Raw genomic sequence first — 12216 nt, 5'->3', positions numbered from 1 at the left:
GAGCCCCGGGAGCCGGCTGCGCGGCCGCCTCCTGCGGGGTGGGCGCGGGCCCCGACGCGGCCGGGGCCGCCGGGGACGGGGCGCTCGCGGTCCCGGTGGGCGCGGCGTCGACCACGCCGTTCCCCCCGGTGCTCCCCGCGCCGCCACCGTCCGCGACCGCCCCCGACGTCGTCGCGGCGGGCGCCGAGGGCTTGTAGCCCTCGAAGAAGTCCCACCACGCCGGGTCGACCGCGGTCTTGTCCTGGAGGTACTGCTCGTACAGCTCGTCCACCAGCCACGTGTTGGCGCCGAAGTCGGCACGGTTCACGTCTGGCTCCGCATGCTGGGACACGCGAGGATCGCCCACTTCCTCCGCGGTCACGGACCGCGTCATCGCCGGATCTGTTCGTGGACCACCCTACGTCCTGACCGGTCGTCATCTCCCCTCGGGGAGCGCGGCGCGCGGACGGTTCACACGGTTGTCACACGACGGGTCCGGCGGGGGTGTCACGCTCCCCATCTGCGGGTCTGCGCCGGGTCGAGGACGTGTCAACTCGGTCATGCCTCGGCCGGGACGGGCTCCTGGTCGGGGGTCGCGGGGCGTGCCGTCGCGGCGAACCGCGCCGCCGCGACGGCGCCGAGCGCGAGCACCAGCATGGTCACCGCCATGGGGACGGCGGTCCGCTCGCCCGCCAGGCCCACCAGCGGCGACACCGCGGCGCCCACGCCGAACTGGAGCGCGCCCATGACCGCGGAGCCGGTGCCGGCGGCGTGCGCGACCTCGTCCGTGGCGAGCGTCGTGGCGTTGCCGAACACCAGCCCCAGCGAGCTGACCGTCAGGAACAGCAGGACCAGCGTCGGCCAGCGGGGCAGCCCCAGCAGCACGGCGTCGAGGAGCAGCAGCACGCTCAGCACGGCGACGGCCGTGACGCCGACGCCGAGCAGCCGCTGCGGCGCGACGCGCTCCACCAGCGTCGTGCCCAGCCCCGCGACCACGCCGAGGCCGAGCGCGTTCGCCGCGAACGCCACCGAGTACGGGGCCACCGACAGCCCGAGCACGTTCTGCAGCACGAACGGCGACGCCGAGATGTAGGCGAACATCGCCGCGAACCCGAGCACCAGGGCGCCGGTCCAGCCGAGGTACCGCCGGTTGCCCAGGACGGTGCGGGCGTCGCGGACGGTGGCGCCGAGGCCGCCGGAGGTGCGCGCCTCGCGCGGGCGGGTCTCCGGGACGAGGGCCAGGACGCCGACCAGCATGAGCGCGCTGACGCCGGCGAGGATGCCGAACACCCCGCGCCAGCCGACGGCGGTCACCAGCGTGCCGCCGAGGAGCGGTGCGAGCACCGGCGCGACGCCCTGGATGAGCATCATGATCCCGAACAGCTTGGCGGCCGCGGTGCCCCGGGCGCGGTCGGCGACCACGGCGCGGCTGAGCACGACGCCCGCGGCGCCGGCGAACCCCTGGACGAACCGCGCGGCGACCAGGAACCCGATCGACGGCGCGAGGGCGCAGGCCAGGCCGGCGACGGCGCACAGGGCGCTGCCGGCGATCAGCAGGCCGCGGCGGCCGCGCTGGTCGGACAGCGGGCCGATCACCAGCTGGCCGAGGGCCAGGCCGACCATGAACGTGGTCAGGGACAGCTGCACGGCGGTCGCGCTGGTGCTGAGGTCGACGGCCAGCTGCGGGAAGGCGGGCAGGTACATATCGGTCGCCAGCGGGGCGATCGCGGTGAGCAGCGCGAGCACCACGGTGGTGGAGACCGGGAGCGCGCGGCGCGGGGTGGGTGCGCCGTCGGGTGCGGTCGCGGCGGCGTCGGTCGGGGTGGTGGCAGGCACGGCGGTGCCCGGGGCAGCGGTCATGGGGTGTGCTCCAGCACGGGGGAGGGCGGCGCGGTGCCGCGGACCGCAGCATCATATCTATGAACTCATATATGTCGACGCATACCCGCGCTGCTAGCCTCCCGGCGTGACCGCGACCAGCCCCGCCGACGGGACCGACGACCTCCGGGTGCTCGCCGTCGCGCTGCACGACCTGTCCCGCGCGGTGCGCCGGGCGGAGGGCGGTCAGGACGGCGGCCTGCCCCCGCTGCCGCCGACCGAGTTCGAGGTGATGCGGTACGTCGACGCGCACCCCGGCACCAGCGTCGGCGGGGTCGCGGCGGGGCTCGACCTGCGGCAGAGCAACGTCAGTGCGGCGGTGCGCGGTCTCGTCGGCCGCGGGCTGGTCGAGCGCGCCGCCGACGCCGGCGACCGCCGGGTGACCCGGCTGCACCCGACGCCGCACGCCCGGGAGCGCCGCGAGCCGGTCGAGGCCGGGTGGGCCCGCACGCTCGGCGCCGCGCTCGCGGACCTGCCCGCCGCCGACGCGGACGCCGTGCGGCGCGCCGCCGCCCCGCTCGCCCGCCTGGCCGCGCGGACGCGGGCGGCGGGGGAGCGGGACGGCGCGGGCGTCAGTCGCCCTTGACGTTGACGACCTGGTGCAGCACGTGCCGCACCTCGACCAGGTCCGCGGCGTCGGCCATGACCTGGTCGATGTCCTTGTACGCCGCCGGGATCTCGTCGAGGAACGCGTCCGTGTCCCGGTACTCGATCCCCACCATCGCCTCCCGGAGCTGGTCCCGGGTGAACAGCCGCCGCGCGGCGGACCGGGAGTGGGCCCGGCCGGCCCCGTGCGGGCTGGAGGTCAGCGAGAGCGGGTCGCCCCGGCCGGTCACGACGTAGGACGCCGTGCCCATCGAGCCGGGGATGAGCCCGGGCTCGCCGGCCCGCGCCCGGATGGCCCCCTTGCGCGACACCCACACCGTCTTGCCGAAGTGCTGCTCCTGCTCGGTGAAGTTGTGGTGGCAGTTGACCCGCTCGACCTCGACGACCGGCGCACCCATGTGCACGGCGACCGCCGCGACGACCCGGTCCATCATCTCCTCGCGGTTGGCCGCCGCGAAGTCCTGCGCCCACCGCAGCTCGCGGACGTAGGTCCAGAACTCGTCGGTGCCCTCGACCAGGTACGCGAGGTCGGGGTCGGGCAGGGCGATCCACCACCGCCGGCACAGCTCGGCCGCGACGGCGATGTGGCGCTGCGCGATCTTGTTGCCGACGCCCCGGGAGCCGGAGTGCAGGAACAGCCAGACGGTCCCGGACTCGTCGACCGAGACCTCGATGAAGTGGTTGCCCGAGCCGAGCGAGCCGAGCTGCAGCCGCCAGTTCCCCGCGTACGAGCCGGGGTCGAACCCCGCCCGCGCCGCGGCGGCCTCGAGGTCCGCCACCCGCGCCGCGGCCGTGTCCGTGAGCGCGGTGTTGTACCCGCCCGCGGACACCGGGACCGCGGCCTCGATCGCCTCGCGCAGCGGGGTCAGGGGACCCGCCGCGCGCAGCTCGTCCTCGGTCCAGCCCGTCCGCACGGCCATCATGCCGCAGCCGATGTCCACCCCGACGGCCGCCGGGATGATCGCGCCGAGCGTCGGGATCACCGAGCCCACCGTCGCGCCCTTGCCCAGGTGCGCGTCGGGCATGAGCGCGACGTGCGGGTACACGAACGGCATGGTGGACGTGCGAACGGCCTGCTCGCGGGTGCGCGGCTCGAGGATCGACGCCCAGCTGATCAGGTGCCTGGAGAGGTGCTCGCGGGTCATGCCGGGATCATGGCCGCCCGGAGCGCCGGCGGTCGCGCTGATTTCGCGCGCCCGCCGGCGACGCGCGACGTCAGGTGATGTCGCGCTTCAGGGTCGTGAACCGCCCGAGGAGCGCGAGCAGCACCGCGTACCCGACGAGCACCGCGGCGCCCGCGGCGGGGCCGAGCAGCGAGCCCGCGCCGGTGGCCGAGTAGAACGACCCGCCGCTGATCGCCTCGCCGGCGGCACCGGGCAGGAACTTCCCGATCGGCGCCGTGGCGTCGTTCAGCCCGAGCACCAGCCGCGCGATCGGCTCGACGAACTGCGTGAACGCGAGGACCACGACGATCGCGACGACCTGGTTCGGCATCGCGAACCCGAGGCCGACGCCGACGACGCACCACACGGTGAGGGCCAGCGCGGTGCGGGCGATGATGCCCCAGACCTCGCCCTCGCCCAGCAGGTTCGGCGCGTCGGTGACCGCGAAGGCCAGCGCGCCGGCGCCGACGGTCGCCAGCGTGCCCAGCACGCCGTACAGCACCCCCATCGGGATGCTCGCCGCGAGCTTCGCGACGACGAACCGGTTGCGGTCCGGCTGTGCGAGCAGGGTCGGGGTGAGCGTCCGGTGCCGGAACTCGGCGGTCACCGACAGCAGGCCGACCAGCAGCGGCAGCGCGTAGCCGAACGACGCGGGCAGCGTGTAGACCGCGGTGACGACGGCCAGCGGGTCGGCGACGACGGGCGCACCGTCCGTCCCGGTCACGTCGGCGCCGTCGAAGGTGAACGCGAACGCCATCGCGGCGCCCATGAACGCCATGTAGGCGACCATGACGATCAGCAGCACCCACCAGGTGCGGGTCGTGACGATCTTCCGGTACTCGGAGACCAGGGAGTCCTTCATCGCGCACCTCCGGCGGGGGCGTCGGTCGGGGCGGCGGGGACGGCGCCGGGGGTGGTGGCCGGGTGGGCACCGCGTCCGGGAGCGGGGGCGGTGAGCCGGAGGAACACGTCCTCCAGGCCGACGCCGTGGGCCGCGAGCTCGTGCAGCTCGACCCCGGCGGCGAACGCCGCGTGGCCCACGGTGGCGACGTCGGTGCCGACCAGCTCGGCGACCCCGGCGGGCCCGGCGATCCCTGCGGCCGGCGCCGCGTCGGCGGCGCGCTGCCAGCCGGCGCGCGCGACGAGCTGCTCCAGCGCCGCGGCGTCGGGGGAGACCACCCGGACCCGGGGCTCGGCGAGCCCGCTCAGCTCGGCCAGCGTCGAGGCGTGCACCAGCCGCCCGCCGGCGATGATGACGACGTCGTCCACGGTCTGCTGGACCTCGGACAGCACGTGCGAGGACACCAGGACCGTCCGGCCCTGGGCGGCGAGCGCGCGCAGCAGGTCGCGCAGCCAGCGGATGCCCTCGGGGTCGAGGCCGTTGGCCGGCTCGTCCAGCAGCAGCACGGGCGGGTCACCCAGCAGCGTCGTCGCGAGCGCGAGCCGCTGGCGCATGCCGAGGGAGAAGCCGCCGACCCGGCGCTTCGCGGCGGCGGTCAGGCCGACCAGGTCGAGCACCTCGCCGGCGCGGCTGTCGGGGACGCCCGCCTGGGGCGCGTACACCCGCAGGTGGTCGAGGGCCGTGCGGCCCGGGTGGAAGTCGGCGGCCTCGAGGGCGGCGCCGACGGTGCGCATCGGGCGGTCGAGCGCGGTGTACCGCCGGCCGCCGATGGTGGCCGTGCCCGCGGTCGGCTGCACGAGGCCGAGCAGCATCCGCAGCGTGGTGGTCTTGCCGGCGCCGTTGGGTCCCAGGAACCCGGTGACCCGCCCGGGACGGACCGTGAAGCTCAGGTCGTCCACGGCCCGGACCTGGCCGAACGTCTTCGTGAGGTGCGAGACCTCGATGGCGTGCGTCGCGTCGGGTGGCATGCCTCGACCCTAGGGACCGACCCGTGGCCGGCGGATCAGCCGCGAGGCGGAACCCGGAGGTGGAGGCGCCTCCGCCGTCCGGGGGAGCCGGCCGGGACCGGGCGCGCGGCGGGCCGGCTCAGAACGCGGCGGTCGCGGGCCGCGACGTCCGCCGCGACGGCAGCATGACGCGCATCGTGCAACCGGTGTCGCTGTCGGCGACCTCGACCGTCCCGCCGTGCAGCGTCACCGCCCAGCGGACGATCGACAGCCCCAGGCCGGTGCCGCCGGTCGAGATCTGGCCGGTGATGGCGGGGGTGTTGCCGCGGGCGAACCGCTCGAACACCCGCTCGCGCTGGTCGGCCGCGATGCCGGGGCCCTGGTCGATCACGTCGAGCCGGACGAAGCCGCCGGCGCGGTGCGCCTCCAGCCGGACCGGGGCGCCGCGCGGGGAGTGCCGGACGGCGTTCTGCACGAGGTTCGCCACCACCTGGTGCAGCCGCTCGCGGTCCGCCGGGAGGGTGAGGTCGGGCGGGTCCACGACCACGGGGAACGTCAGGTCCTTGGATGCGCCGACGAGCCGGCCCTCCTGCGCCGCCTCCTCGAGGAACTGCTGCACCGGCACGTCCGTCACCTGCAGGTCGACCGCGCCGGCCTCCAGCCGGGACAGGTCGAGCAGCGTGGCGACCAGCCGGCTGAGCCGCTGGGTCTGGGCGAGCGCGGCGCGCATCGCCTCGGGGTCCGGGTCCTCGACGCCGTCGACGATGTTCTCCAGCTGCGCCTGCAGCGCGGTCACCGGGGTGCGCAGCTCGTGCGACACGTTGGCGACCATCTCGCGGCGCAGCGAGTCCGCCTGCTCGAGGTCGTCGGCCATGCGGTTGAAGGCCGTGGCCAGCTCGCCGACCTCGTCCCGGCTCGTGGCGCGGACCCGCCGGCTGTAGTCGCCGGCGGCCATCGCGCGGGCCGCGGAGGTCATCTCGCGCAGCGGCGAGGTCATGCCGCGCGCGAGCACCTGGGTCATCACCAGGGCGAGCACGATGACGATCGGGAACGTGCGCGACGGGCCGAGCGCGTTGTTCAGCCCGATCCAGGTCAGCAGGGCCGCGACGAACACCGCGGCGGCGACCAGGACGCCGAGCTTGATCTTGATCGAGCGGAGCCGGTCCAGCGGCCGCACGTCGGGGAGCCGCGGCCGCTGGTGCCGGGGCGGGGTCGGCACCGTCACGCCGGGCCGCCTCCCGCGGCCCCGCTGCCGGCAGGCTCCAGGGCGTAGCCCACGCCGTGCACCGTGCGGATCAGGTCGGCGCCCAGCTTCCTGCGCAGGGCCTTCACATGCGAGTCGACCGTGCGGGTCCCGGAGGCGTCCACCCAGTCCCAGACCTCGGCCAGCAGGCGCTCGCGGGTGAGCACCGTGCGCGGGCTGGCGGCCAGGGCGAGCAGCAGGTCGAACTCCGTCGGCGTGAGGTGCACCTCCTCGCCGCCGCGGTGCACGCGGCGCTGCGCGCGGTCGATCACGACGTCCCCGACCGCGACCGGCGGCTCGGCGGACCCGGAGCCGGCGGCCGCGAGCTCGGCGGCCAGGGCGGCGCGCTGCTGGCGGCGCAGCAGGGCCTTGACCCGCGCGACCAGCTCGCGCATCGAGAACGGCTTGGTCATGTAGTCGTCGGCACCCACGCCGAGGCCGATCAGCATGTCGGTCTCGTCGTCGCGGGCCGTCAGCATGAGGACGGGCACCGGGCGGTCCGCCTGGATCCGGCGGCACACCTCCAGGCCGTCGATGCCGGGCAGCATCACGTCGAGCACGACGACGTCGGGCGCCAGGCGCGCGGCGGCGTCGACCGCCTGCAGGCCGTCGCCGACCGTCTCGACCTGCCAGCCCTCGGCGGCGAGCCGGCGCGCGACGGCCGTCGCGATGGCCGGCTCGTCCTCGACCACGAGGACCGAGGTGGACGCGGCGCCCGGGGCGCCCGCGGGGGTACCGGCGGCGGCGCCGGGGCGGGATGCGAACGTCATCTCGCCAGCGTAGAGCGCCCGTGTGGAGGTTTCGTATGATTGCGCCACCATGAGCAGCTCAAGTCGCTGCCGGCGTCACTCCCGGGCCGACGCGCCCGGGGGAGACCATGCCGGCCCTTCCTGCCTCCTGACCCACCCCGCGCGCGTCCCGGCCTCGCCGTGCCCGCGCGCACCCGGTGGTGACCCGTGCTGACCGACTGGCTGCTCGTCGCCCTCGGCGTCGTGCTCACCGCCGGCACCGCGGTGTTCGTCGCGAGCGAGTTCTCCCTGGTGACGCTCGACCCGGGCGTCGTCGAGGGCCAGACCCGGCCCGACGACCGCCGCGGGCAGAGCGTCCTCAAGGCGCTGCGCCGGCTGTCCACGGAGCTGTCCGGCGCCCAGGTCGGCATCACCGTCACCACGGTGCTGCTCGGGTACACCACGCAGCCCGCGGTCAACGCGCTGCTGGCCGAGCCGCTGCGCGGGTCCGTCCTCGGGCCGGCGGTCGGCGGGGCCGTCGCGCTGGTCGTCACCCTGGTGCTCGTCAACGGGTTCTCCATGCTGTTCGGCGAGCTGGTGCCGAAGAACTTCGCGATCAGCCGGCCGCTCGGCACCGCGCGCTGGGTCGCGCCGCTGCAGGCCGGGTTCACGTCCGCGCTGCGGCCGCTGATCACGCTGTTCAACTCCAGCGCGAACGCGCTGCTGCGCCGCATGGGCGTCGAGCCGCGCGAGGAGCTGTCCGGCGGCCGGTCGCCGCAGGAGCTCGCCGCGCTGGTGAAGCGCTCCGCGCAGCAGGGCACGCTCGACGAGACGACGGCGACCCTGCTGACCAACTCGATCGAGTTCACCGACCTCACCGCCGTCGACGTGATGACCGACCGGCAGCGCGTCGTGACGCTGCGCCGCGCGGACACGGCGACCGACGTCGTCCGGCTGTCCCGCGAGACCGGGCACTCCCGGTTCCCGGTGATCGGCGACGACTCGGACGACATCGTCGGCCTGGTGCACCTGCGCCGGGCGATCGGCGTGCCGTACGAGCGGCGCGACGAGGTGCCCGCGGCCGCGCTGATGATCGACGCGCCGCGGGTGCCCGAGACGGTGCACCTCGGCCCGCTGCTGGTCGAGCTCCGCGAGCACGGGATGCAGATGGCGGTCGTCGTCGACGAGTACGGCGGCACGTCGGGCGTCGTGACGCTCGAGGACGTCGTGGAGGAGCTGGTGGGCGACGTGGCGGACGAGCACGACCGCCGGCGCACCGCGGCCTCCCGGCGCGCGGACGGCGCCTGGGTGGTGTCCGGCCTGCTGCGCCCCGACGAGCTGACCGAGACCACCGGGCTGGTCGTCCCGGAGGACGGGCCGTACGAGACGCTGGGCGGCCTGGTCATGGCCGCGCTGGGCCGCGTGCCCGAGGCGGGCGACGAGGTGGTGGCCGGCGACGTCGTGCTCCGGGTCGACACCATGGCCCGCCGCCGGGTCGAGCGGGTGGTGGTGCAGCCCGCCCGGGCCGCCGCCGACGCCGAGGGGAGCGCGCGATGAGCCCCGGGGTGGCCCTGGCGCTCGCGGTCGCGCTGCTGGCCGGCAACGCGTTCTTCGTGGCGGCCGAGTTCGCGATCATCTCGGCGCGCCGTTCCGCGATCGAGCCGCTCGCCGCGGCCGGCGACCGGCGCGCGACGACCGTGCTGTGGGCGATGGAGCACGTGTCGCTCATGCTCGCGTGCGCCCAGCTCGGCGTGACCGTGTGCTCGACCAGCCTGGGCCTGGTGGCCGAGCCGGCGATCGCGCACCTCATCGAGGACCCGCTGCACGCGATCGGGGTCAGCACGAGCCTGGCGCACCCGATCGCGTTCGTCGTGGCGCTGCTCGTGGTCGTGTACCTGCACGTCGTGCTCGGCGAGATGGTGCCGAAGAACCTGGCCGTGTCCGGCCCGGACCGCGCCGTGCTGGTGTTCGGCCCGCCGCTGGTCTGGCTCGGCCGGGTCGTCCGGCCCGTGATCGCGGCGCTCAACTGGATCGCGAACCACGTGCTGCGGCTGTTCCGGGTCGACCCGCGCGACGAGGTCGCGTCGGCGTTCACCGCCCAGGAGGTGCAGTCGATCGTCGAGCAGTCGCAGGCGGAGGGGCTGCTGGACGACGAGCAGGGCCTGCTGTCCGGTGCGCTCGAGTTCTCCGACCGCACCGCGGCCGAGGTGATGGTCCCGGTCGCCGACCTCGTCACCGTGCCCGTCGACGTGACGCCGGACGAGGTGGAGCGGCTCGTCGCCCGGACCGGGTACAGCCGGTTCCCGGTCCTCGGCCGGGACGGGGCGCCCACGGGCTACCTGCACGTGAAGGACGTGCTCTACGCGGACGACGGCTCCCGCCGGCTGCCGGTGCCGACCTGGCGGGTGCGCGCGCTCGCGGTCGTCGCGCCCGGCGACGAGGTGGAGGAGGCGCTCGCCGCGATGCAGCGCTCCGGCGTGCACCTCGCGCGCGTGGAGGACGACGGCCGGGCCATCGGCGTCGTGTTCCTCGAGGACATCCTCGAGGAGCTCGTGGGCGAGGTCCGGGACGCGATGCAGCGGGGGGAGTTCCGGCACCGGACCGGGGCGTGACCGGCTCCCGCTGGGCCGGACGTGGGACCTTCGTCACACGGACGGGTGGTCCCGGTGGGTGAACCAGCGCGACACGCCGATGATCCGTCAGCTACCCCTCGGTCGGGGGGTTGGAACGGGCCCCCCGGTGCCGTTATGGTTTCGTGATCGTCCACCCGGATCCCCCCGCGGTCGCGCTCCCAGCGCCCCGCTCCTCCCCGGGTGGGTGCCCCTCGTCCGCCGGCGATCCGTCGCCGCATGCCCGTGAGCTCGGAGGTCCCGTGGCGTCGCACCGCGTGCAGCCCGCCGACGCCGGCGCCCCCACCCGCCGCCAGCTCCGCGAGGCGGCCCGCACGCGACCCGCCGCGGCCGCCGCGCCCGTCGCCGCCGTCGTGGACGTCGTCGCCCCGGAGCGCCGCCGCACCAGCCCGCTGGCCCGCTGGGGCACCCGCGCCGGCGTGCTCGTCACCCTCGCGGCCGTGACGGTCGCGATCCCGCTGTCCCAGGGCGCGGCCCGCAGCGAGGAGGGGTTCACCGACGCCCAGGCCGACGCCACGCTGCCGAGCACCGTCGAGGCGCTCACCTCGTCGGCGACCTCGGTGCTGCCGCCGGCTTCGCTGGTGTCCGGCGACGCGACCGCGCTGCGCGCGTCGGTGGACGTCAGCCGCAGCCAGGACCGGGAGGTCCTGCCCGGCTGCGACGGGGAGGCCAACCCGGCCAGCGCGAACGGCCAGGTCCCGCAGTCCGACCTCTGCTACCTGTGGGACGGCAAGACGCAGCTGCGCGCGGACGCCGCCGAGGCGCTCGCCGAGCTCAACGCCATGTGGGTCACCCGCTGGGGCACCGACCTGTGCCTGTCCAGCGGCTACCGGACGCTCGCGGAGCAGCGGGCCGTCAAGGCGGCCAAGGGCTCGCTCGCGGCGCCCGCCGGCCGCTCCAACCACGGCTGGGGCCTCGCGGTCGACCTGTGCACCTCGCAGACCACGGGCGCGCAGTGGGAGTGGCTGAACGAGAACGCGCCGGTGTTCGGGTGGGAGAACCCGGACTGGGCGCGGCCGGGCGGCTCGGGCCCGTACGAGCGCTGGCACTGGGAGTACACCAAGGGCGTCATGGCCGACGGCGAGTACTACGGCTGACGGACCCCGACCGACGCGAACGGCCCCGCCTCCTGACGGAGACGGGGCCGTTCGCGCGTGCGCGGCCGATCAGACCAGGGTCATGCCCCAGGTGACCTCGTGGGTGGCGCCCGGCTCGAGGCGGACCAGGCGCTCGCCGGTGCGGAACGCGTCCGCGATGCAGCTCATCGGCTCGGCGGCGACGCCGCGGCGGGCGATCTTCGGGATGCCGTTGCCGGTGCACACCTGCCAGGTGTCCATCGAGGAGTCCATCCACAGCGCGGCGCCGTGGCCGTCGGGCGAGCCCAGCACGATCCAGGACAGGCCGTCGGCGTCCCGGGTCACGTCGACGAACGCGTCGTCCAGCGCGACGCCGGCCAGCGGCTGCGGGGTGGTGCGGTCCTCGGCGCCGGACAGCGGGCGGGTGCCGGTCGGCAGCAGCCGGTCGTCGACGGTCACCTGCGACCGCGCGTCGACCCGCAGGGTGCAGTCGTCCACGGCGGCGTCGCCGGGGGACAGCCACGGGTGGAAGCCGACGCCGTACGGCGCGGCGGTCGCGTCCAGGTTGGTCGCGGCGACGTGCACGCGCAGCCCGGCGTCGGACAGCGCGTAGGTGACGTCCACCCGCAGCGACCACGGGTAGCCCGGCGTCGGGACCAGGTCGTGCCGGAGGGTGACGGAGGTGTCGCCGTCGGGGCCGGGCTCCGAGGCGACCTTCGCGAACCGCACCTGGGCGACGAGGCCGTGCAGGGCGGTCATCCGGTCGGGCTCGGTCACGGCCACCTGGTAGTCGGTGCCGTCCCAGGTGTACTGGCCGTCCCGCAGCCGGTTCGGCCACGGGGCGAGGACGGCGCCGGAGAAGGCGGGGGCGAGGTCGGACTCGTCGAACGGCAGCACGACGTCGCGGCCGCCGACGCTGTAGGAGCGGACGCTGGCCCCGACCTCGGTGATCACGGCGCGGTGGGCGCCGTGGGCGAGGGCGTGCTGCTGTCCGGAGGGTGCGGGCGTGTTCACGCTCACACCGTAGCGGCCGGGGGTCCCGGGTCGGGGGAGGGCGCCCGATGA

The 12216-nt window shown here is 75.6% G+C and carries 12 protein-coding genes; 4 read left to right on the top strand and 8 right to left on the bottom strand.

Features of this window, described 5'->3' with window-relative positions; all coding sequences use genetic code 11:
- On the bottom strand, positions 1 to 307 hold a 307-nt coding region (locus tag G6556_RS01520; protein ID WP_346774656.1), incomplete at its 3' end, for a hypothetical protein.
- A gap of 230 nt (positions 308 to 537) precedes the next feature.
- The gene (locus G6556_RS01515; protein WP_166937960.1) at positions 538 to 1839 is read right to left on the bottom strand and encodes a multidrug effflux MFS transporter; all 1302 of its coding nucleotides are present in this window, start codon (positions 1837 to 1839) and stop codon (positions 538 to 540) included.
- 106 nt (positions 1840 to 1945) lie between these two features.
- Between G6556_RS01515 and G6556_RS01510 the strand changes: the two genes are divergently transcribed.
- Positions 1946 to 2443 carry a MarR family winged helix-turn-helix transcriptional regulator gene (locus G6556_RS01510; protein WP_166937958.1) on the top strand — a complete coding sequence of 166 codons (498 nt, stop codon included), beginning with the start codon at positions 1946 to 1948 and terminating at the stop codon, positions 2441 to 2443.
- Here the strand turns inward: G6556_RS01510 and G6556_RS01505 are convergent.
- The 5 genes from G6556_RS01505 to G6556_RS01485 all read right to left on the bottom strand — a co-directional run bounded on the left by G6556_RS01505 (position 2430) and on the right by G6556_RS01485 (position 7487).
- Entirely contained in the window at positions 2430 to 3608 is a 1179-nt protein-coding gene (locus tag G6556_RS01505) for an RtcB family protein (protein ID WP_166937957.1), read from the bottom strand. The two genes, G6556_RS01510 and G6556_RS01505, sit on opposite strands and share 14 nt — an antisense overlap.
- A gap of 70 nt (positions 3609 to 3678) precedes the next feature.
- On the bottom strand, positions 3679 to 4488 hold the full coding sequence (locus G6556_RS01500) for an ABC transporter permease (RefSeq protein ID WP_166937955.1): 810 nt from the start codon (positions 4486 to 4488) through the stop codon (positions 3679 to 3681).
- Entirely contained in the window at positions 4485 to 5495 is a 1011-nt protein-coding gene (locus G6556_RS01495) for an ABC transporter ATP-binding protein (RefSeq protein WP_166937953.1), read from the bottom strand. The genes G6556_RS01500 and G6556_RS01495 overlap by 4 nt, the downstream gene beginning before the upstream one ends.
- 118 nt (positions 5496 to 5613) lie before the next feature.
- A complete protein-coding gene (locus G6556_RS01490; RefSeq protein WP_166937952.1) occupies positions 5614 to 6699 on the bottom strand; it encodes an ATP-binding protein in 1086 nt (361 codons plus the stop codon).
- Positions 6696 to 7487 carry a response regulator transcription factor gene (locus G6556_RS01485; RefSeq protein WP_166937950.1) on the bottom strand — a complete coding sequence of 264 codons (792 nt, stop codon included), beginning with the start codon at positions 7485 to 7487 and terminating at the stop codon, positions 6696 to 6698. The genes G6556_RS01490 and G6556_RS01485 overlap by 4 nt, the downstream gene beginning before the upstream one ends.
- A gap of 186 nt (positions 7488 to 7673) precedes the next feature.
- Here G6556_RS01485 and G6556_RS01480 point away from each other — a divergent pair, with 186 nt between their 5' ends.
- From G6556_RS01480 to G6556_RS19840, 3 genes are all read left to right on the top strand, one after another.
- On the top strand, positions 7674 to 9002 hold the full coding sequence (locus G6556_RS01480) for a hemolysin family protein (RefSeq protein WP_346774655.1): 1329 nt from the start codon (positions 7674 to 7676) through the stop codon (positions 9000 to 9002).
- Positions 8999 to 10057 carry a hemolysin family protein gene (locus G6556_RS01475; protein ID WP_166937949.1) on the top strand — a complete coding sequence of 353 codons (1059 nt, stop codon included), beginning with the start codon at positions 8999 to 9001 and terminating at the stop codon, positions 10055 to 10057. The genes G6556_RS01480 and G6556_RS01475 overlap by 4 nt, the downstream gene beginning before the upstream one ends.
- Positions 10058 to 10317: 260 nt before the next feature.
- A complete protein-coding gene (locus tag G6556_RS19840) occupies positions 10318 to 11172 on the top strand; it encodes a M15 family metallopeptidase (RefSeq protein WP_166937947.1) in 855 nt (284 codons plus the stop codon).
- Between the two features lie 69 nt (positions 11173 to 11241).
- Here G6556_RS19840 and G6556_RS01465 read toward each other — a convergent pair whose 3' ends face one another.
- Positions 11242 to 12165 carry an aldose 1-epimerase family protein gene (locus tag G6556_RS01465; RefSeq protein ID WP_166937946.1) on the bottom strand — a complete coding sequence of 308 codons (924 nt, stop codon included), beginning with the start codon at positions 12163 to 12165 and terminating at the stop codon, positions 11242 to 11244.
- Positions 12166 to 12216 lie beyond the last annotated feature (51 nt).

The organism is Cellulomonas sp. IC4_254, assembly GCF_011603975.1.
Taxonomy (GTDB): domain Bacteria; phylum Actinomycetota; class Actinomycetes; order Actinomycetales; family Cellulomonadaceae; genus Cellulomonas.
The sequence above is the reverse complement of the archived record's forward strand: the minus strand, read 5'-3'. Positions and strand labels throughout refer to the sequence as shown.